The following is a 21,764-nucleotide window of genomic DNA, read 5'->3' as shown; positions in this document are numbered from 1 at the left end:
ACGGAGCTTGTGTCTCGTATACTGCTCTATCTATAGATTGAAAAAATCCCTTTCAGCCCCAACAGGGCCAAAAGGGATTCAAGCATAGCAGCATCACGCGAGCCTACCCCCGCAGCTTCCCCCAAGTCGCGGCTCCGACGACACCGTCGGACGCTAATCCGGCCTGCTGCTGGTAGGTGCGGACGGCACGCTCTGTGCCGGGACCGAAGACACCGTCAGCGGTAAGTGGGATGCCGTACTTCGTCAGGAGACGCTGCAGCATCTTCACCTCGTCTCCGGTGTGGCCGACGCGCAGCACGACCGTGCTCGCGGCAAGCGAGCTGAGCCTCGCGTTCGTCGCAGGTCCAGCGATGCCATCGGCGGTGAGGCCATGCGCGAGCTGGAACTGCTTCACAGCGAGCTCTGTACCCGGACCGAACACGCCGTCCGCGCTCAAGTGGTAGCCGACGCGCTGGAGCTTGCTCTGCAGCTCGGCTACGGCAGAGCCGCGCTGGCCGATGCGCAGCACGCTGGGGCTCACATGAGCGGCCGAGGCGGCGGGTCCCGCGGTAACTTGTCCGCTGAACGCAGGGTCCAGCTCGTGATGGACGCCGTCAGTGGCCGTATGCGGGAAGCGGAGTCCGGCCTGCTTCGCCAGCTCGACCAGCTTCGGGCTGACGAAGGTCATGCCGTTCAGGGCAACGCCTCGCTCATCTCGAACGACGGCATCGAACGCGGTGCCTGCGGTATGCGGCGCCGTATGGGAAGGCTTGGCAACGAGTGTGCCCAGCCCGTGCTTGGACATTTCATACGCACAGACGGACCGGTTCTGTACCACCTCGTACAAGTGCTGCTGGTACGCATATGGACGGTACGCAGAGGTGTAGGTGATGCTCCAGCCGTGCTGCTTCAGCAGTGACGCATATCGATCCCTTGCTTGGAGCAGCTCCGGCTTGACCCCTTCCCAGATGACAGTCTGCCCTTGATCCATTCGAAGGGCGAGTGGATCTGTAAGCGGTGTCAAATAGGTTTCACACGTAGCCGCATGAGCGGCAGGAGAGGGCACACTGAGCAAGGTGCAGGCAGCAAGCAGCGTCGCAACCATACCATAGGACATCGGGCGCTTCATAACAGGTGACAAGCCTCCTTCGAAGTATATAGCTCTAGATAGTAGCCATTATACATTCGGAAGTTTCTATTCGATATGATTAAAAGATAGATATATAGGAAGAAAGAGTAAAAAAGGACAAGCTGCCGTTGAGGGCTCGCTTGTCCGGTTATAAGCTTTAAGCGGTGGCGGATTGCTGAGGGGGCTGCAATAAAAACTGGTACGCTTCTTCGTAGGTCGCCCATTGCGTTTCCGTCGAATGCTCGGACTCCTTCGCGACCCGGTTCAGCTGCATCTTGGCAACCGCGCCGCCGACGGCTACGCTTGCGCGCTTCATGCCCCAAGATTTCAATAGACGTTGGTGCTCAACGATCTTCATCTTCGTATCCTGCGGGAACGCCTTCACCTCGCGCATATCGACGAGAAGATCGAAGTCGAAGCCGAGCTGCGCGGCGTATTGATACAGAATACGGTTGACTTCCTCTACCTTCTCGGGCTTGACCAGACCACTCCATACGAGCTCAATGATGCGTTTCTCCTTGTTGATGATGTTGACGGACATGTTCAACAGCTCCTTAGAAAGTTTATACAAACCTTATACAATAGTTATACACCCATGGCGGCATAAAAGCAATACCTTTTCTGCAAAAATGCTGCGTAATGACAAGTCTGCTAGACGTGCAATTAATATTTTTACAAAGTGTGTGAAAACCCACTAGAACGAATAAGAACATCGCCGTTATACTGATACATAGCGTATCAGAAGGAAAAGGAGTAGATGTTACAATGCTACATAGCTGGAAGCGGAAGGGCCGCAGCGCAATTGCAGGCATGCTGTCTGCCGCGCTGCTTAGCGGTCTGCTGCCGCAAGCAGGGGCAGATGTCCGCGCAATGGGCAATGGAAGTCAAGTAGTAGGAAGTGGAGGTGAACCTGCGGTTCAGCAGGCGGTCTATGGGATAGGCAGCCCGGCCGCAGCACGACTACAGGGGGCATTGAGCACAGCTGCATTATCTTGGGGACTGTTGAGCAAGGTGAACAAGGGGCTTGCCACCTCAGGCTTCGCTTCGCTGGATGATCCGGTGACGCGTATGAGCGCGGATGAGCGGTATGTGGCGCTGCTGCAGTTCCAGATTGGCACGGAGACGCAGCCCGCCTCAAGGAAGATCGTCACCGTCTATGATCGACTAACCGGCTCAGGCGCCGTTGTGCGCACGCCGGATACGCAAGGCTCTATCGTTCGTTACGACATGACGCCGGATGCGCGCTATGTCGTGTATTCGTATGCGGAGAGCCTCGCTAGCGGCAAGGTGAAGGTCTATGTGTACGATCGACAGGACGATGTGCTGGAGCCGATCAATGAGAAGGTATCGACGTCGTCGTACAGTCTTCGTGAAGGTGATTATGTATCGATCAGCGCGGACGGCCGTTATGTCGCCTTCGATACCGAGGCGAAGGGCGTGACGGCTGACGACCAGAATGACAGCCGGGACGTATTCGTATACGACCGGCAGGCGGGCAATGCCGGCTTGCGTGTGGAGCGCATCAGCGTTCCGATCTCAGGCAGCCTTGGCTATAGCCAATCCAGCTGGGGGCCGACGATAAGCGCCGACGGGAGCAAGCTTGCCTTCGTGTCGGATGCGCAGCTGCTGGAGGAATATGATCCTTCCTCGATCGAGCATATTTATTGGTACGATCGTCAGGTGAGCGCGGGCGCGAAGCTGAAGGTGCTGGCAGAGGGGACGCATCCCGCGATGGATGCAGCCGGTCAGCGGGTGGTGTTCACGACGCATGTGACAGAGTTGGACCCGAATACAGTTGATACGAACGATAGCACGGATATTTATGTGTACGATGCTGCCACGAAGGAGTACCGTCGCATCTCGATGGAGCCGAACGGTCAGGAGCATCAGGTGGACAGCCGACATGCTTCGATCAGTCCGAATGGTCGCTATGTCGCTTACGAGACGGATGAGGAGCAAGGGGAGTTGGACCTGTCGGAGGCATTCGTTGCCGACCTGCTGAACGGCTCTGTCGCCAAGGTGCACGTGCCGAATGCGTCGAAGCCGCTGCTGACGCCGACGCTGCGACCAGACATCGGGGACGGCGGCCAGAGCGTGTCGTTCTTCTCGAAATATAGGGAGAGCTTCGCGGGTGTTGAGTTCGACTATTATGATTATTTCGTTGCTTCAGCCGGTACCGCTCCGCAGTGGCCGGGCGGTGCGTCGATTACGGCAACGGCGGCAGGAGCGGGCAGTGTGACGGTCTCCTGGCCGGAGGCGTCTGACACGGAAGGAATCGCAGGCTACCAGCTGTACCGCGATGGCGTCTATGAAGCCTTCGTATCAGCCGGAGCTCCCCGTACGTATACGTACACGGGACTGGAGGGTAAGCCGGGCATCGACGTCGTGCTTGCGGTCGATGCCGTCGATCACAAGTACCATGTGAACGACATGGGCTTAACGCATACGTGGAAGCCGCAGGGAGGAGGCGGTCCGGTCGAGCCGCAGCTGCTCGTGAGCTGGGAGGCAGAGAGGCGCAATGCTGTCATCTTAGCCGGTACGGACGTTGTGCTGCAGGCAGTCGGCGCTTCCGGGCGTACCGCGCAGGCGGAGGTTAGAACGCTCGGCTGGGAGAACGGGCAGCAGACGATCAAGAACGATACGGTAGGCATGACGGAAGTCGCAGGCACAGTCGGTCGCTACCAGGGGCGTTACCGGCTGCCTGACGGCACGGCCCAGCTGACTAGCATACAGGTGAAGCTGACCGATGGCAGCGGCAGCTCGCAGTCAGCTGCAGCGCTCGGCTTGCCCGTTAATGTGAGCGGCTCGCTGAAGCTGAGCTTCACTGGCGCCACAGGAAGTGAGCTGGCAGGGTCTATGCTGACCATCAGTCATCCGAGCTACGGTCAGGAGACAAGAGCGCTCGATCATACAGGGGAGGTTGTGCTGGACGGCCTGCGTGATGGTGAAGGCTATACGGCAGTCCTGCGCACATCCGATTATCGCTTCGAGCTCGGTCGGCTCGACCAGCTTCGCATACATCCCGGATTAACGACGGATGCGGTGATGCCGATCGTCATGACGGCGTCGCTCCGCGTGAAGCTCGTGGACTCGATGGGACTGCCGATCAAGTATGTGTCGGTCGAGCTGTGGGATGGAGAGCAGCGTTACTTGACGACGGTGTCGACGCAAGAGGACGGCAGGACGATGCTGATCGATGATTTGCGGATGGATCAGGAGCTCACCTTGAAGGTTAATCTCGAGGGGCTGGAGTATGAGCTTGTGCCTCCTGTGAAGGTGAGGCTGGGTAAGGGTGTGAATGAGCATGTGATCACGCTCGTGGAGCCTGCGAAGGGCGATCTCGTGTTCAAGGTCGTCAATCCGGCCGGACAGCCGGTATTCAATGCTCATGTGACAGCTGTGCAGTCCTTCCGTGGCAAGCAGGTCGTGACGAAGGCTAAGACGAGTCTGGACGGTACGTACCGGCTTACCTTGTTCGAAGGAGAGGTTACACTGGAGGCGGCGGAATATTCGAATCATTATTCCTCCGTTCCGGTGATCGCTCATGTGCAGCAGGGCAAGACGACGTATCTGGACATTCCGGTACGCCAGCCAGAGACGGGCATCATTAACCTTAAAGTGTACGAGAAGGCGCTGGATACGGAGTGGGAGGGACCTGTCAATCTCGAGCAACGGAACTATTTGACGACCGTTCACACACGGACCGGCGGGTGGATGCGCAGTTATTTTTCCAATGCGATGGCATTCCATGGGCTTCCCGGTCATCCGGTCGAGGTGTGCGTCACCGGCTTCATCTATGCGACCTACACGGTATGTCAGGAGGCGACGCTCGATGCGCAGTCGAATGCGACCGCAGAGCTGCGGCTGGAGGAGAAGGGGGCGCGCATTCAGGGGCAGTTCGATACGTCCGGTCCTACGCGCTTCGCTGCGTCGATCTACGAGATTAAGCCGAACGGCGCCAAGACATGGGTAACGAACGCGTGGGACGATAGCTTCACGGGCAATGCGTTCAACCTGAATATTCCGCGGGCCGGAACGTTCCGGATGGAGGTCACGAAGACGATCCTCGATAGCCGGGGGAATAAGTACGAATATGCGGCTGTCGAATTCTCGGTTGCAGATCGCGAGCTCAAGCAGCTAGGCGAGCTGACGTTCAGCCCGTCGCTGTACTTCACGAACCGAAGCGGCAACTATGTGACGGCGCTGCCCAATGAGGTCGTACCGGGCGCTACGGTCGTCTTCCGGGTCGGCTACCGCAACAGTCATGCGGCCACGGCGCAAGATACAAGGCTGCAGCTTGAGGTGCCGGAAGGGATGTCTCTTGTGACAGGCATGGGCGGAGAGGCAGCGGTGACGGGCGGCAGTGGACCCGCGGTCATCGAAGCGGGGCGCGTCCTCGTGCCGCTGGGCGATCTGAAGAAGGATCAGTCGGGCGTTGTCACCTATAAGCTGCAAGTGTCGTCTACGTTCCAGAGCAGCACGCTGTCTGCGGCTGCGCGCATCCAGGCGAAGCTTGACGGTGTTCAGATCGAGGAGACGATCGGTACGGTCAATCTCGACGTGCCGGGCGTGACGATCCAGGCGCCGGAGCGTCTGTCAGCGCCAAGCACTGTCGTGAGCGGCTTCGCACCAGCTGGCAGCAAGGTGATGATCCACGACTCGAAGGTGCTCGTCGGCAGTGCGACCGCAGCTGCGAACGGCTATTGGCAGGCCGTCATCGAGCTGACCGAGCTCGGCAGTCCGAGCGTGCATGCGCTGAGCGCGAGCACAGAGCTGGGAGGCATCCAGCTGCAGTCGCAGACCGCTTATGTTGAATATGATGCGGACGGTCCACAGCTGCTGCGTATGGCGATGGCGCAAGCGCCGAACGGCAGATGGATGACCATCGAGGCGGGCAAGACGATATCTCGGCAGCCGTATACGGTGGTGCCTGGTAACCCGTTCCAGTTCGATCTTGAATTCACGAAGCCGGACGATGTGAAGTCGGTGCGGGTGTATGTGGACGGCCAGCTCGGAGAGCCGGTGACAGCGGTGCGAGAGGGAGCGCTGTTCCGCGCTATATTGCCTACCTCTCACGCTGCGCTGGGCGGTATCTATGTCGATTATGATGTGAAGACGAAGCCTTATGCATATGACGGTACGATGCCGAGCCTCGACGAGGTGCGTCAATCGCTGCCGCTTGGGATGCGCGACTTCGTCGTAGAGGAGGTCGAGCCGTATGCGCTGAAGGACGGGGTGTATACAGGCAGAACGGTGCTAGCGTTCCCGCAGCAGCAGGCTCGGATGACGTTCACGATGACGGTGAAGCCGCAATCGTCTTACGTGCCTACGACCGATGATGTGGCGGCGGTCGAGGTAAGCGGTCTGCCCGTATTCGGCAGCAGCTACACGACGGAGGAGACCGAGCAGTCGATCGCAAGCCGCATTACCGGCTATATTCCAGCGAAGCTGCTGTTCGGCGACAACCCGTCGCTCGCGGGCCTGACGGAGAAGTCGTCGTCGAAGGTGCGTGCGCTGTCCTGGCAGAGCAGTGAGGGCTGGGGCGCGATGTCGGAGTTCGCCATGGACGTGAAGGTCGACGTGATGGAGCCGCACGGGAAGATCAAGGATATTAAGGGTCAGTACGAGAGTTATATGGGCTATTCCAAAAAAGTCAACAAGCTCATGTACAACGTCGAGAACGGACTCGATTGCTTGGCCGAAATGCCGACGACAGCGAGAGAAGCAGGTAAGGCACTGGCCGCATTAGTTCTCGGCGAGGTGGCGAAGACGGCCATTGGTGCGGGCACGGCGGCGATGTCGCTGGCCGGTCCGGCCGGTGCGGCTGTCGGTGCGGCAGCCGGTGTCGTGACCGGGAAGATCGATAAGTACGTCGATGAGCAGATCGATAAGGTCGGCTCCGGCTACAACGAGTGTAACGAGGAGGAGCTCGAGAAGAAGCGGAAGCTGCGGGACAAGGGGCGCAAGGTCGCAGACCCGCGCTGGATCTACGATCCGAGCGGCTATGTGTATGAAGGCGTAAGAAGCAACAGGGTCGAGGGCGTCAAGGCGGTCGTGCTATTCCTGAATCCACAGACGAATCAGTGGGAGACGTGGAACGCTGCTGAATACGATCAGGTGAACCCGCAAGCAACCGATGAGGCCGGGCGTTACGGCTGGGACGTACCGCCGGGCCGCTGGAAGGTGCAGTGGAGCAAGGAGGGCTACGAGCCGAAGGAGAGCGCCGAGCTCGATGTGCCGCCGCCGCATACCGAGGTCGATGCGAATCTGATGCGGCTGTCGCCGCCGCAGCTGGAGTCGGTGACAGGCGTCACCTATGCAGGCGGCAGCTATGTCGATCTGAAGCTGTCGACGTATGTGCAGGCCGGCGTAATGCCAGAAGGCGCAGTGAAGCTGCGGACGTTGTCTGGGGACGGCACGACGTTCGTGGAAGGTACGGCGAGCTTCCTGCTGCCGGAGCCAGACCCGGATCATGCGGGCGTGATGCTGACCCGCGTCATCCGATTCACCCCGGTAACGCCTCTGGCTGCAGGTGCGAGCTATGAGATGATCGTGAAGCCGTCGTTCAAGAGCTATGCGAATCGGACGATGACGGCGGAGGCGAAGCAGAGCTTCACGGTTACCGAGCTGGATACTGCTGGTCCCAAGCCGTTGAAGGCGACAGTGGAGGGAGCGGGCAGTCTCATTCGCATTACGTTCAATGAGCCGGTGATAGGCTCGGGCGATACGTCTCATATGCTCGTGAACGGCGAGGCGAATGCGGTGGCGTCAGCGGTCGTACTGGCACAGCAGGGGCAGACGCCTGCGGAGGCGAGCTCCATCGTGCTGACGCTGAACGAGACGGTGCCCGCTGGACAGACGGCGGCTGTGAAGCTGCTGTCTGGTGCTGTGACGGACCGGCTGGGCAATGCTTCAGTCGAAGCGGTGCTTACCGCGAGCTGGCCAGGGCAACAGGAGCCGAAGCCAGTGCCGCAGCAGCCGGATGACGAGTCATCCTCTGGCTCGGGAGGTGGGGTGCCGAATGCTCCTGTCGACCCGCTGGATGTTGGCGGCGGTGTGAAGCCAGAGCAGCGCAAGACAGCCTCCGGCGGTACGGCGCTCGTGCTGACGATCAGTGCAGCTGCAGTCGAGAAGGCGCTGAAGACGGAGGGGCGCACGAAGCCGCTCTACGTGCAAGTGACCGAGCAGGCCGAGGAAGTGTCCGTGGAGCTGCCGGTACAGGCGCTTCGCCTACTGACGGAGGCGAAGGCGGAGCTCAAGCTGCTGACGTCTGAGCTGGAGCTGCTGCTTCCCGCTGGTGCTGTCGATCTGACGACGCTCACGGACAAGGCGCGTGTGCAGCTTACGGTTGTGAAGGCTGCAGGAGAGCAGGAGAAGGCGTACGTGGCGTCGCTGCGGAAGCAGACAGACGCGCTGAAGTTGGAATCTTCGATGCTGCGAATTCGTCTGAACGGCTATGCGGCGGAGACCGGAGCTGAAGCTGTGCCAGTGAAGCTGGCCTCTGGCAAGCCGCTAACGGCTGTCTTCCGCAAGCAGCAGGCGAATGCAGCGCCTGGCACGGTCAAGGCGGCTTCGGTAGCCGCTCATGGTACCGAGTGGGTCGCAAGCTCGCACGCGCTGTATCGCTATGCCGAAGCTGCAGACGCTTGGGGCTACAGCGAGGCCCCGTACGCATCGGACAACAGCGGCAGCTTCACCGTTCAGCTGACGGAGCTGTCACCATCGTCCCAGCTGTCCGGGATCGCTGGAGCTGGTCGAGCGCAGCAGCTGGAGTCTGCTGTCTACGCAGTGATGAGCTATACGAATCGATTCGCTGATACGCTCGGTCATTGGGGGCGTGCGGACATCGAGTGGATGGCGCGAAGGCTGCTCGTCAAGGGCGCTGCGCCAGACGCCTTCAAGCCGGATGCATCGGTCACGCGTGCGGAGTTCACCGCCATGCTCGTACGCGCACTCGGCAGCGCTGCGGCAGCGGGCGTAGGCTCTGCTGCGAGGCCGGAGTCAACCTTCGCTGATGTATTACCGGATGCTTGGTATTACAGCGAGGTGATGAGCGGTGTCGCTCTTGGCCTCGTGAATGGTCTCGAGGGCGGTCTCTTCGCACCGGATGCGACGATTACCCGAGAGCAGATGACGGTCATGATCGGCAGGGCGTATGCATACCAGCAGGCAAAGAGCGGTCAGACTGCACCAGTCGTCGGCAAGAGCGACCTGTCCGTGCTTGAGGTGTTCGCGGACCGCGAGCACATCGACAGCTGGGCCGCGGAGCACGTCGCGCTCGCGGTGAAGCTCGGCCTCGTGCAGGGCAAGTCGGCCGAGGCGTTCGTGCCGGACGGCAGCGCGACTCGCGCGGAGTCGGCGGCGGTGCTCAGTCGCTTGCTGCGGCGCAAGAGCTGAAGCCAGTAGGCAGGACTCTTCTCAAGAGCGCAGGGGCTCTTGGGGAGAGTCTTCTTTTTTTTCACGGAGAGGGGCGGTGGGGAAAGATTGATGAAACGAATGCTCTTCCTTCCCGTAACCAATTAATGTTAAACTATTCATAACGTTGTACTTATGGGGAGGTCGATTGTCAATGTTCGGTAAGGTAGCGTCAGATCTGTTGGGGCTTAGCGATGTAGGTTCAGTGATCAAGAGGCAGGACTACGATAAGGTCGATGCGGACGATTATGTGATGCATGAGGACGGGGAGAAGATCTATTTCCTCATCAAATCGAAGACGGACGAATACTGCTTCACGAACAAGGCGCTCATCCACCTGGACGGCACGAGCGCGGTCAGCAAGAAGCGGATGCTGCGCCGCTACAGCTACAGCTCGAGCACGATCTCGAACGTGCTGCTGGAGACGGCCGGTACGGTGGACCTTGATGTTGAGATTAAGTTCACGATTGGCTCCTCTGCATTCTCCATCGACGTACATAAGAAGCATCTGGAGGAGCTGAAGGACCTCTACAAGTCGCTGATCAAGATCTCCGAGCTGACTCATGAGAACGAGCAGACGCTTGATTATGCCCGTCTCAGTCTGGACCTCGCTTCTGCAGCGCTCGGCCGTGCATCCGTGAAGGAAGGCGATGCCGCGCACCAGTTCAAGTCGATCAACGAAGCGGCGTTCCAGTGGCTCGTCGATGCCCGCAAGCAATATGCGGTGAAAGACTTCGGCTTCGTATTCGAGAGATATATCAATCAGTAGAGCATTACAGAAGGTCCGGCTTGCCTACGGCGATCCGGGCCTTCTTATGCGCTTATCTTAGTGGAAGGTTGGAGACGAATGAAAGCATTAACTGTGGCGGCGATCTGCGCGCTGTTATTCATCATACTGGCTATTACCGTGCCGGAGGAAGGAGCGAACGGCCTCGATGCGGCGGTGCAGCAGCTTGTGCGGCAAGGGGGAGAGCCTGAGCAGCATATGCTGTGGAAGAGCATCAATGAGCTCGGCTCCACGACTGGCTTCGCCGCGGTGACCTTGCTGATGACGGCGGCGGTGTGGCTGCTCGGCAAGCGCAAGGATGCAGTGCTGCTAGTCAGTACAGTCGTCACCTCGCTGCTCTTGAACCAGGTGCTGAAATCAATGTTCGCCAGGGTGCGTCCCGTGCATGACAAGCTGATTGAGGCGGACGGCTACAGCTTCCCGAGCGGCAACGCGACGGTCGGCATCGCTTTATACGGCTTCCTTATCTATATCATTTGGCAATATGCGCCTGTGTGGGCCAGAGCGCTGGCTCTGCTTGCGGGAGCTGTCCTCATCGGGATGATCGGCTACGCTCGTTTGTACTACGGTGTTCATTACGTCACCGATATCGCCGCCGGCTATGCGGCTGGACTGCTCTGTATTGCCTTGGCTGCGTATGCGCGTGGTCGGCTCGGCAAGCGTGTGCCCGAGTCTGGTGACTGCGGAGCATAGAGCTGGGCTGAGGGAGGGTCGTCAGCCGAATGATGTTCGGCTGATTTTCTTTTTCCGTGCTGCTGACAATCCTTTGTATGAAAAAAAGGAATGGTCTCCTGTGTGTCGAACTCGATAAGATACGACAACATGTAGTCATTTATGGCTTTCATAGATCAGGAGAGTGCAGCCTTGAAGCAACGAACGATTTCTTTAACCGAACATATAGATGTATCCTCCGGTGCGCACATCCTGTACACATACGAGTCGAAGGAGGGCTATGCGGACAACGCAGCAGCCTTCCTGCTTACAGGTATTCAGCTTGGGCAGCATGTCGTGCTTGTAGATAGTGAGGAGCATCGTGACATGATTCTGCAACGGTTGTCGGCGAAGCTGGATGAAGAGCAGCTATCACTTATTTATTTCGTAGATAGCCGTGATTTCTACTGCAAGTATGGCCGGTTTGACTCCGACAAGGTACTGGCTAATCTGGAGGAGCTGTTCGAGCCGTTGGTGCTAAATAAGAAGAAGGTCCGGTCATGGGGGCATGTCATCTGGGAGGACCAAGATGATATTTTTCGACAGCTGGAAGTGTATGAATGCGCGTGCAGACAATCTGTGAAAGAGATGCGGATGCTTGCTGTATGCGCCTATAACAGCGACTCGCTCTCCGCTTTCGTACAAAATCGGATGCTGCGAAGCCACGAATATTTCATGACGGATGAGGCGCTCGTCCGTTCTCCTCTATACGCGAATAAGGAACGCCAAATCGTATTTCCTTCGCTGTCCGTCCATACTCGGATGCAGTCGGAGGTTGACTTCTACAAGCAGAAGCTGGACTTTGTGCATGTGGTGTCGCACGAGGTGCGTAATCCGCTTACGGTCATTAAGGCTTATGCTTCGATGCTGCTGCCTCAGGAGTTGGACCCAGCGAAGGGAGACAAGCTGCGGGCGATCATGGATTATGTCGAAGTCATCGATAACGAAGTGACGCATATCATTAATACTGAGCAGATGCTATCCTCGGAGGCGCTGTGGACGAAGTCGATGATCGAGATTCGTCCGATTGTCGAGCAGGTAGTAGCTGTGATGGAGACGAAGGCACGTACGCAAAGCATCCAGCTGCAGTCGGAGGTACAGCTTGTTTCAGAGCGTCTTCAGGGCAATCGGATCGGCTTGAAGCTCATCATATCGAACCTGCTCAGCAATGCGATCAAGTACAGCGAGGAGGGCGGTGCTGTTCGCTTGAGCGCGTTCCACGAGGGGGGGCGCATACGTCTTGTCATCGAAGACTCAGGGGCGGGAATGTCGCGGGAGCAGCTGGACAAGCTGTTCCTCAAGTATGAGAAGACGAATACGGATAAGAGTGGACAGGGCATTGGTCTGTACATGGTCAAGAAGCTGCTCGATCATATTGGGGGTACGATTCGAATAGAGAGCGAGCTTCATCGGGGGACCATCGTGTACGCAGACCTGCCGCTGGAGCTAGCGGCTGACGGCGAAGAGGCAGTCTAGTGACGTATCTTCTGCCGCCCTTCGTTAAGAATGTAGCTGATGTCAAGATGCCACGATCAGGAGGATTCCGATATGAAATCAGTAACGGTGCAAGATTTAGTAAAGCGCTTTAATCTGGAAATATTGGCAGGAAATACTCAGCTTCATCGGGAAATACCGCATTCGCGTGCGAACCGTCCGGGCCTGGAGTTCGTTGGTTATTTCGACTACTTCCCACACGCCCACGTTCAGGTGCTCGGCCGCAAGGAGATCACGTATTTGCACAAGATGAGCGAGGAGGACCGCAACCTGCGCATTGGCAATATGGTGAAGTATCACCCGCCTTGCTTCGTCGTGACTCGCAATCAGGAGGGGCTTAAATATTTGACGAAGTATTGCGAGGAGGAGGGCATCCCGCTGCTGCGGACCTCCCATCCGACGTACCGCTTTCTCGAGCTGGTCGATTCGTTCCTTGCTAAGGCGCTCGCTCCGGAGATCGCGATTCATGGCGTGTGCGTGAACGTGTCGGGAATCGGCATTCTGCTGCGGGGCAAGTCAGGTGTAGGCAAGAGCGAGACGGCCCACACGCTCATTCGGCGCGGACACCGGCTCGTAGCCGACGATATCGTCGTGCTGAAGAAGATTGGGCCGGAGACGATTCTCGGCACGCACAACGGCAAGACGAAGGAGTTCCTCGCACTGCGCAGCATCGGGCTCGTTAACGTCTCGCGGCTGTACGGGCGTAAGGCGTTCCAGGACGAGACGCGCATCGTGCTCGATATCGAGCTGTCGAAGTGGCAGGACGATGCGTTGAACAACGATCTTGAGCTGGAGCCCAAATTTACCGAGTATATGGATATTAAGATTCCACATATCGAGATTCAGCTGCAGCCCGGAAGGGACGTGGCCGGCTTGGTCGAGGCGGCGGCGAACAATTGGTACCTGCGGCAACAGGGCTACAGCGCGGCTGAAGATTTTATGAAGCGACTACAGAGCGACGACTGAGGCACGGGCGATGAGCTCGTGTTTTTTTTGTTGTATTGATTTCTTTCTGCCCCCTGTGCTGATATAATGTTAGGAAACATGACATACACAAGAGGTGACGCTATGGGGACAACGATGTCGATCCGAATGGCTGGAATATGGGGAATTGTGCTCGTCGCAGTGATGCTCGTACCAATGATCTGGTGGTACAAGGCGCTGCTGGCGGCAGGAATGCTGCTGCTCGGACTCTTGCTGCTGAAGCTGGCTGGCAAGTGGCGACAGCTCTCGGGCGAGCTCGAGCAGTCGAAGCAGAGGCTGCGCGCGATGAGCTACGATATGCAGGTTGCCGCAGATCGTCTCGGCGCGGCGATGGAGGAAGTGAACCGGCATAGCCAAGGGTTGCAGCGAACGGCGGACGATACGCAGCGGCAGGAGGGGCGATTGCGCGCACGGAGTACGTCGGCGATGCACCATATTGAGTCAGCGTTCGTTATGATGAACGATGTCACCGAGCTCACCGCGCACATTCAGCGTCTGTCTGATGGCATGCAGCAGCAGGTTGCGGGGACGAAGGATGTGGTGATGGAGATTGTGCAGGACTTGCAGAGCACGGATCGTGTAATGGGTGAGATGAAGCTGTCCAACGAGATGATGTGGGACAACATTCAGGATCTGCTCCGTTACATTAGCCATATTGAAGCGATGAACGCGGATCTCGTCGGCATCGTCGAGGAGACGTCGCTGCTCGCCTTGAACGCCTCGATTGAATCGGCGCGTGCGGGTGAAGCGGGGAGAGGCTTCGCCGTCGTCGCAGGGCGCATTCGTCAGCTTGCCGATCAGAGCAAGGGGGCGGTAGCCCGTTCCTCGCAGTTGCTCGACAATGTCACGCAAGGCGTCAACCAGGTCGTCGCCTCGGTCGAGAAGGAGAAGGAGTCGGTGGCGCAGGGCTTGGATGAGATTATGGAAGTGAAGCAGAGGCTAGAGCTCATCTACGACAAGGTGATCGACGTTCATTCGATCGTCGGGCAAGCAGTGGACTTCGCCCACCGGCAGGCCGAGCTGATCCATGTGACAGCGGACGGGCTGCAGCAGGCGGTTGGGACGATCGGCGAGACGATCGGCGACCTCGATCATACGCTCGAATATGTGTCGAAGCAGAGAGAGCAGATCGAGGAGCTGGGAGCAGTCAGCGACAATTTGCTGAAGGATGCGGAGGAGCTGAGCAGCGCGCTGCAGGAGAGCGGAGAACTCGGCGAAGGCAGTGGACATTCCTCGCAGCAGGTCGAGGCGCTCGTCGCGCTCGTGAAGAGCATTGCAGCGGAGCCTGGCATTCAGTCCTTGGAGTTGCATCTGCATGAGCGGCTGCTCAAGGCATACATGATGGGCAACGCTGGTATTCAAGCGATCTGGTCGAACCGCGAGGACGGGACATTCATCTTCTCTGAGCCGAAGGCGGGCTTACTCAATGCGAAGCACCGTGATTGGTGGCAGGGCGCGATGCGCGAAGGGACGTACGTCTCCCGCATCTACATTTCGGCGATTACGAAGCGCCCGTGTATGACGATTGCCGCTGCGATCACAGATGCATCGGGTCGTCGGATCGGGGTTGTTGGATTAGATCTGTCAGTGGAGTAGAGTGGTGTCTGGATTAACGTCACGTCTCGGAGGGTCTTGGTTTAACATGCTGCATCGAAGTCACGTGTAAGCTCCCCTGCTGTAGGTACATGGGGAGCTTCTTTGCGGTTCTTAGATGGTCGCCTCGACCATCTCCCAGAGAACTATTTGACAAATACATTAGAAGGTACTAATATGATGAACATATTAATAGGTACTGATATGTAGACGGAGTATTTGAATAGACTGAAGGGAGGTGAAGATAGAGCATGATCATTACTTCGGCAGCAAGAGATGCAATCCAGGCGTTACTGGACGAGCATCAAGTGAATGGAATGCGGGTAGTTTTTGACGGTATGGGTTGCAGCGGACCTAAGATGGGACTTGTTCTGGAGCAGCTGGAGCAAAGTGATATAACGACAGTGATTAATGGTATACCTGTTGCAATTGAACGGAAGATTATGGAAGAAAGCAAGAAGCTCACGCTTGACGTGGACAATGACCAATTGGTAATGGTGGGGGCGGATAGCTGCTGCTAAAAAGAAGGATGAACCTCGCATGTGGGTGCGGAGTTCATCCTTTTCGCTTCGTCATGGCTAGGCGGTCACGTACTGCGTCACGCTGCATCTTGATCATACGGCCAAATGCTTGCGCATCTGCTCCTCACTCAGCTCCGCGCCCTTGCCCTCAGCAACGACCGTGCCCTTGTCGATGACGTAGTAATAGTCTGCGATCGACGTGGCGAAGGCGAGGCTCTGCTCGATGAGTAGAACGGACGTTCGACCAGCCGCCTTAATGGAGGCGATCGCATTCTCGATGTCCATCACGATCGATGGCTGAATGCCCTCCATCGGCTCGTCGAGCAGCAGCAGCTCGGGATCGGAGACGATGGCGCGGGCGATGGACAGCTGCTGCTGCTGGCCGCCGCTCAGGTCGCCGCCCTTGCGATGCAGCATCTCCTTCAGCACCGGGAACATCTCGTAGACGTGAGGTGGTATGCCAGCCTTGCGCTTCTCGGCGGAGGCGGCCTCGAGACCGAGCCGGATGTTCTCCTCTACCGTTAGCTGCTGAAAAATGTCCCGCCCCTGCGGCACATAGCTAATGCCGCGCTTCGCCCGCCGGTCGGGCGGAGCTGTGGTAATGTCTGCGTCCCCGTAGACAACCTTGCCGCTGCGCGGCTTGATGAGACCCATAATCGTCTTCATCAGCGTCGTCTTGCCGACGCCGTTGCGGCCCATCAGGCAGACGACTTGACCGGGCTCCACCTTCAGCTGTACGCTGCGCAGCACCATACTCTCTCCATAGCCAGCCTCAATTCCAGATAACGTCAATGTTTGTCCTGTTCCTGTTGCGTTACTCATGCCGCTCACCTCGCCGTCCCAAGTACACCTCTGCTACCTTCTCATCGTTCTGAATGTCCTCCATCGACCCTTCGCGAAGAACAGAGCCCTCATGCATGACCGTCACCGTCTCGGCGAACTGGCGCACGAAGTCCATGTCGTGCTCGACGACGATGACCGTCTGCTTGCTGGCGATACGTACGAGCAGCTCACCTGTCTTCTCGGTCTCGCTATCGGTCATGCCGGCCGCTGGCTCGTCGAGCAGCAGCAGCTCCGGCTCCTGGATGAGCAGCATCCCGATCTCGAGCCACTGCTTCTGGCCGTGGGAGAGTGCGCCTGCGCGCTCCTGAGCCTGGCCGGTCAGTCCGATCATGTCGAGATAATAATGCAGCTTTTCCTTCTGCTCTGGACGGGTCTTCGTAATGAGGGAGCTGAGCAATCCGCGCTTCTGCCGCATAGACAGCAGCATATTCTCTTGGACCGACAACGTGCCGAAGATGGATGGAGCCTGGAATTTCCTGCCCACCCCTTGCTGAGCAATCTGATGCTCCTGATACTTCGTCAGATCGATATGTCCCTTGAAGAGGACGTGCCCCTTCGAGGGCTTCACCTTGCCGCACAGCACGTCAAGAAGCGTCGTCTTGCCTGCTCCGTTCGGTCCGATCAGGAAGCGGAGCTCCCCTGAACGGACAGAGAAGTTCAGGTTCCGTATCGCCTTGAACCCGTCGAAGTCGACCTCGAGCTCCTCGACTCGAATGAGCGGCGCTTCGGCACGAGCTTGTGCGGACGGTGTAGACGTATATACCATTGCCATTTCGTTATTCCCCCTTCCGAGAACCTATGATTTACGCGAGTCGGTCGTTCCGTATGCAGCGGTGGAAGCTGAGGCTCGTGCGCCTGTCAGACTGACTGCGGCAGGAGCTTGCAGCTTGCGCGGCTTCCAGCGCTGGAACAGGTCGGTGATCGTGCCGACAATGCCTTTGGGGAAGAACAGAACAACGATGATGAACAAGCCGCCGAGCATAATCGGCCACCATTCCGGGTACGCCTCACTGAACATCGTCTTCGCTGAATTCGTCACGACTGCGCCGATCAGAGCGCCGAACACAGTTGCCCGACCGCCAATCGCCACCCACAGCACCATCTCGATGGATGGTACGATGCCCATCTGCGCCGGCGATATGATGCCCTCCTGCAGTACGAACAGTATGCCAGCGAGTCCGGCGAACGCTGCGGATAAGCAGTAGATGAACACCTTGAACGTCACCGGATTGTAGCCGATGAAGCGGACGCGGTTCTCAGCGTCGCGGATCGCGACCAATATTTTACCGAGACGGCTAGAGGCGAGCCACAGACACAGCACAAGAGAGATAGCGGCAATGCCGACGGTTGCGTAGTACAGTCCCAGCTTCGTTGCGGGATCGCCCAGCGGAATGCCAAGGAACGTATCGAAATTCGTCAGTCCGTTCGTACCGCCGGTGTAGCCCTGCTGCCCGATGAACAGTGTGACGGTAATGATGACGAGTGCCTGAGACAGGATCGAGAAGAACGTTCCCTTGATCCGGTTGCGGAACGTCAAGTAGCCGAGCACGAAGGCGACCGCCATCGGTACGAGTATGGCAAGCAGCAGTGCGAGGGTGGCTGATTCGAACGGTGCCCAGAACCAAGGCAGCTTCTCGACGCCGCTCCAGGACATGAAATCGGGGAGCTCGCCGCCCGAGGCGGTCAGCTTCAGGTGCATCGCCATGCAGTACGCGCCGAGGCCGAAGTAGACGCCGTGACCGAGGCTTAGGATGCCGGTATAGCCCCAGATGAGGTCTAGCCCCATCGCGAGCACGGCGTAGGCGAGGAATTTGCCCAGTAGCGATAGTCGGAACTCCGACAGTACCGTCGGCGCCAGCAGCAGCAGGCCGATGAGCACGACGCTTAGTACAATTTTGATCTTCACATTAGAAGGTGCAAGCATCATAGTAGTGACTCCTTTCCTTGTAAAATTCTAATCCAGCGCTCGCGACTTGATCGTCACAAGACCGGATGGCTTCCATTGGAGGAAGGCGATAATTAAGGTGAATACGATGACCTTGCCGAGCGTGGCGCTCGTGCTGTACTCGAATGCGGTGTTCAGCACGCCGATGCCGAGTGCGCCGACGACGGTGCCGATCAGCTTGCCGATGCCGCCGAGTACGACGACCATGAAGGCGTCGACGATGTAGTAGGTGCCGATCGACGGTCCAATCGGACCGAGCAGTGTCAGCGCGCAGCCTGCGATGCCGGCCATGCCAGAGCCGAAGGCGAACGCCTGTGCGTCGACGCGGCGTGTCGAGATGCCGAGGCAGGCAGCCATGCCGCGGTTCTGCATGACGGCCTGCATGTTGCGGCCGCCCCGCGTACGGTACATGTACAGGTAGATGACGAGAATGCTGATCGCGACGAGTGCGATGATGAATAGTCTCTTGTACGGGAGCATGAGCTCGTCGTTGATCGCAAGACCGCCATCGAGCCAAGCTGGTGCGGTGACCGCGACGTTCGGTGCGCCGAAGATCGAGCGCGCCACCTGCTGCAGCACGAGGGAGACGCCCCAGGTCGCGAGCAAGCTGTCGAGCGGGCGACCGTACAAGTAGCGGATGAGCGTCGTCTCGAGCAGCCAGCCGATTGTGAACGCGACGGCGAAGGCGACACCGAGCGATAGAATGAAATAATAGCCGAAGGCGGATTCCGGAAGCAGCTTCTGAAACAGCTGCTGAATCATATACGTCATATAAGCGCCGATCATAATGAACTCGCCGTGTGCCATATTGATGACGTTCATGAGTCCGAACGTAATGGCGAGTCCGAGCGCGATCAGGAGCAGAATAGAGCTAAGCGAGATGCCATTGAATAGCTGTAAGAGCAATAGGCTCATGAGGCTGACCTCCTTTGTTCACAAAATAAGCAGGGCTGCCCGTATTCCCATCAGGCAGCCCAGCCGACATGATTGCTACGTTCTTAAGATGTAAGGAGTGCGATTATTTCTTGGTCACTTCGGCGCCCCAAGGGTACGTCTTGAGGAACGGGTCCGGCTTCACAGGGCTGCCGGAGTTCCATACTTCCTTGAACTGGCCGTTGGCCATAATTTCACCAATGCGTACTGTCTTGTAGACGTGCTGGCTTTCGCCGTCGAACTTGATTTTGCCGCCTGGCGCGTTAATCTCGATGTCCTTGGCAGCAGCCTTCACCTTCTCGACGTCGAAGGAGCCCGCCTTCTTCACTGCTTCCGCCCATACGTAGACGCCGAAATATCCAGCCTCGATCGGGTCGTCAGTCACGCGGTCTGCGCCATACTTCGCCTTGTACGCCTCGACGAACTTCTTGTTCTCCGGCGTGTCGGTCGTCTGGAAATAGTTCCACGCTGCGTAGTGGCCTTCGAGGACGGAGGCACCGATGCCGCGAATTTCTTCCTCGGCGATGCTGACAGACAGTGTCGTCAGATCCTTCGTCGTAATCCCTGCGTCCTTCAGCTGCTTGAAGAAGGCGACGTTGCTGTCTCCGTTCAGTGTGTTGAAGACGACGTCAGGTTTTTCTTTCTTGATTTTGCTAATAATAGTATTGTAGTCCGTATGTCCAAGTGGTGTATATTCTTCAGCAATCAAGGTACCGCCTTCAGCCTTCAGCTGCTCCTTGATGATCTTGTTCGCCGTTCTAGGGAAGACGTAGTCCGAGCCGAGCAGGAAGAACTTCTTACCCTTGTTCTCGAGCAGCCATGTTACGGCAGGGACGATCTGCTGGTTCGTTGTTGCGCCCGTGTAGAAGATGTTAGGAGATGATTCCAAACCCTCATATTGTACCGGGTAGACGAACAATCCCTTGTTCTGCTCGACGACCGGCAGCACCGCCTTACGGCTTGCGGATGTCCATCCACCGAAGATGACGACAGCCTTATCCTTCTGCAGCAGCTTCTTCGTCTTCTCAGCGAACGTCGGCCAGTCGGATGCGCCATCCTCGACGATTGGCTTCAGCTGCTTGCCGAGCAGGCCGCCTGCCTTGTTGATCTCCTCAATCGCCATGAGCGAAGCGTCGCGGACAGATACTTCACTGATGGACATCGTGCCGGTCAGCGAGTGGAGGACGCCTACAGGTACGGTGTCGCCTTCCGGTGCGGCTTGCGAGGAGGTGGCTTCACCTGTTGATGCTGGCTTCTCTGTAGCGCAGCCTGCCAATAGTGCAGTGAATGACATGCTTACGGCGAGTAATGCGGTGAGACCCTTCTTCTTGTTGGTGCTGTTCATACGACCACTCCCTGTCTCTCGAATTTTGTCTAAGGGTGCCTGCTGCCGCTAGGGTATGTGCGGTAAGGAAGCTTACGCTTCTGGCATGTTGCCTTGTGGCTTGCAGGTGTTGAACTGAGCTTCACATGACTCATCATATTCAAATGTCACTGTTGTGTCAATATACTTAACATATAAATTTTAAGCACACCTGAATTCGTGTTAGGTTTTTGAGATGTTGAACGTTGGGGAAGGACTGAGTAGACATATTCAAGTAGTGTGATGCGTGAAACATACATAAAACGATGGATTATCTGTCAGAAATATTGACATTAAACATTTACTTTTGGTCTAAAGACGAATATAATCAGTGTCAAGAAACTTAATTATTCGTGTTTGGGGGGTGTGACATGAACCTGACAGAAAGGGAGAAGGAGAAGCTGCTCATTACGGTGGCGGCCGACCTCGCCAGAAGACGTCTGAACCGGGGCGTGAAGCTCAATTATCCGGAGAGCGTTGCTCTGATTACATCCGAGATTATGGAGGGCGCCCGTGATGGGATGACCGTTGCCCAGCTGATGCAATACGGGACGACGATATTGACCGCGGATCAGGTGATGACGGGCATACCGGAGATGATCCATGAGGTGCAGGTCGAGGCGACGTTCCCGGATGGGACGAAGCTCGTGACGGTGCATCAGCCGATTCGGCATGCCTAATTGAAGGGGTGAATAACGATGATACCAGGCGAAATTAGAGCGGCCTCCGGGACGATTTCAATAAATGCAGGCAAGTCGACGGTACAGCTGATCGTGACGAACATGGGAGACCGTCCCGTGCAGGTCGGTTCCCACTACCATTTCTATGAGACGAATCGGGGCTTGCGGTTCGACCGTGCGCTGGCGTTCGGCAGACGGCTCGATATTCCGGCCGGGACGGCTGTGCGCTTCGAGCCGGGCGAGGAGAAGGCGGTTACGCTAACTGAGCTAGGCGGCAGCAGAGTCTCCTACGGACTGAACAGCTTGACGAAGGGCGAAGCGCTGCCTGGGCAGCAGACAGACGAACTGCGTCGCAGGCTCGAGGCTTGGGAAGAGGAAGGGGGCTAG

General features: G+C 57.5%; 16 protein-coding genes. 9 read left to right on the top strand and 7 right to left on the bottom strand.

Going from position 1 to position 21,764, the window contains the following annotated elements:
- Nucleotides 1–103: 103 nt before the first annotated feature.
- Both PAE68_RS21665 and PAE68_RS21660 read right to left on the bottom strand, forming a co-directional pair.
- On the bottom strand, nt 104–1,108 hold the full coding sequence (locus PAE68_RS21665; protein WP_281890420.1) for a peptidoglycan-binding protein: 1,005 nt from the start codon (nt 1,106–1,108) through the stop codon (nt 104–106).
- Nucleotides 1,109–1,265: 157 nt separating this feature from the next.
- Nucleotides 1,266–1,649, bottom strand: coding sequence for a hypothetical protein (locus PAE68_RS21660; RefSeq protein ID WP_281890418.1), 384 nt, complete (start codon nt 1,647–1,649; stop codon nt 1,266–1,268).
- Nucleotides 1,650–1,873: 224 nt separating this feature from the next.
- On the opposite strand from PAE68_RS21660, the gene PAE68_RS21655 reads away from it, so the two are divergent.
- The 7 genes from PAE68_RS21655 (at nt 1,874) to PAE68_RS21625 (ending at nt 15,613) form a co-directional block, all read left to right on the top strand.
- Nucleotides 1,874–9,505, top strand: coding sequence for an S-layer homology domain-containing protein (locus PAE68_RS21655; protein ID WP_281890417.1), 7,632 nt, complete (start codon nt 1,874–1,876; stop codon nt 9,503–9,505).
- A 172-nt stretch (nt 9,506–9,677) separates the two neighbouring features.
- On the top strand, nt 9,678–10,292 hold the full coding sequence (locus PAE68_RS21650; protein WP_281890415.1) for a PH domain-containing protein: 615 nt from the start codon (nt 9,678–9,680) through the stop codon (nt 10,290–10,292).
- A gap of 78 nt (nt 10,293–10,370) precedes the next feature.
- Nucleotides 10,371–11,003: a phosphatase PAP2 family protein gene (locus tag PAE68_RS21645; RefSeq protein WP_281890412.1), complete on the top strand. Its 633-nt coding sequence runs from the start codon at nt 10,371–10,373 to the stop codon at nt 11,001–11,003.
- A gap of 171 nt (nt 11,004–11,174) precedes the next feature.
- The gene (locus tag PAE68_RS21640; protein WP_281890411.1) at nt 11,175–12,497 is read left to right on the top strand and encodes an MEDS domain-containing protein; all 1,323 of its coding nucleotides are present in this window, start codon (nt 11,175–11,177) and stop codon (nt 12,495–12,497) included.
- Nucleotides 12,498–12,569: 72 nt separating this feature from the next.
- Nucleotides 12,570–13,481, top strand: a complete 912-nt coding sequence (gene hprK, locus PAE68_RS21635) for an HPr(Ser) kinase/phosphatase (RefSeq protein WP_281890410.1) — start codon at nt 12,570–12,572, stop codon at nt 13,479–13,481.
- A 102-nt stretch (nt 13,482–13,583) separates the two neighbouring features.
- A complete protein-coding gene (locus PAE68_RS21630; RefSeq protein WP_281890406.1) occupies nt 13,584–15,095 on the top strand; it encodes a methyl-accepting chemotaxis protein in 1,512 nt (503 codons plus the stop codon).
- Between the two features lie 248 nt (nt 15,096–15,343).
- A complete protein-coding gene (locus PAE68_RS21625; protein WP_281890404.1) occupies nt 15,344–15,613 on the top strand; it encodes a hypothetical protein in 270 nt (89 codons plus the stop codon).
- Between the two features lie 93 nt (nt 15,614–15,706).
- On the opposite strand, the gene urtE is transcribed toward PAE68_RS21625, so the two are convergent.
- From urtE to urtA, 5 genes are all read right to left on the bottom strand, one after another.
- The gene (urtE, locus tag PAE68_RS21620) at nt 15,707–16,435 is read right to left on the bottom strand and encodes an urea ABC transporter ATP-binding subunit UrtE (RefSeq protein ID WP_281890402.1); all 729 of its coding nucleotides are present in this window, start codon (nt 16,433–16,435) and stop codon (nt 15,707–15,709) included.
- Nucleotides 16,428–17,228: an urea ABC transporter ATP-binding protein UrtD gene (urtD, locus tag PAE68_RS21615; protein ID WP_397379220.1), complete on the bottom strand. Its 801-nt coding sequence runs from the start codon at nt 17,226–17,228 to the stop codon at nt 16,428–16,430. The genes urtE and urtD overlap by 8 nt, the downstream gene beginning before the upstream one ends.
- A 24-nt stretch (nt 17,229–17,252) precedes the next feature.
- Nucleotides 17,253–18,383: an urea ABC transporter permease subunit UrtC gene (urtC, locus tag PAE68_RS21610; RefSeq protein WP_281890400.1), complete on the bottom strand. Its 1,131-nt coding sequence runs from the start codon at nt 18,381–18,383 to the stop codon at nt 17,253–17,255.
- 27 nt (nt 18,384–18,410) lie between these two features.
- A complete protein-coding gene (gene urtB, locus PAE68_RS21605) occupies nt 18,411–19,316 on the bottom strand; it encodes an urea ABC transporter permease subunit UrtB (RefSeq protein WP_281890398.1) in 906 nt (301 codons plus the stop codon).
- A gap of 103 nt (nt 19,317–19,419) precedes the next feature.
- Entirely contained in the window at nt 19,420–20,628 is a 1,209-nt protein-coding gene (gene urtA, locus PAE68_RS21600; protein ID WP_397379545.1) for an urea ABC transporter substrate-binding protein, read from the bottom strand.
- A gap of 440 nt (nt 20,629–21,068) precedes the next feature.
- Between urtA and PAE68_RS21595 the strand changes: the two genes are divergently transcribed.
- Both PAE68_RS21595 and PAE68_RS21590 read left to right on the top strand, forming a co-directional pair.
- Nucleotides 21,069–21,377, top strand: coding sequence for an urease subunit gamma (locus tag PAE68_RS21595; protein ID WP_281890393.1), 309 nt, complete (start codon nt 21,069–21,071; stop codon nt 21,375–21,377).
- 18 nt (nt 21,378–21,395) lie between these two features.
- The gene (locus tag PAE68_RS21590; RefSeq protein WP_281890391.1) at nt 21,396–21,764 is read left to right on the top strand and encodes an urease subunit beta; all 369 of its coding nucleotides are present in this window, start codon (nt 21,396–21,398) and stop codon (nt 21,762–21,764) included.

Source organism: Paenibacillus sp. YYML68, from assembly GCF_027923405.1.
Lineage (GTDB): Bacteria > Bacillota > Bacilli > Paenibacillales > NBRC-103111 > Paenibacillus_G.
Note: the sequence above shows the minus strand (reverse complement) of the source record. Positions and strands in the feature narration are given on the sequence as shown.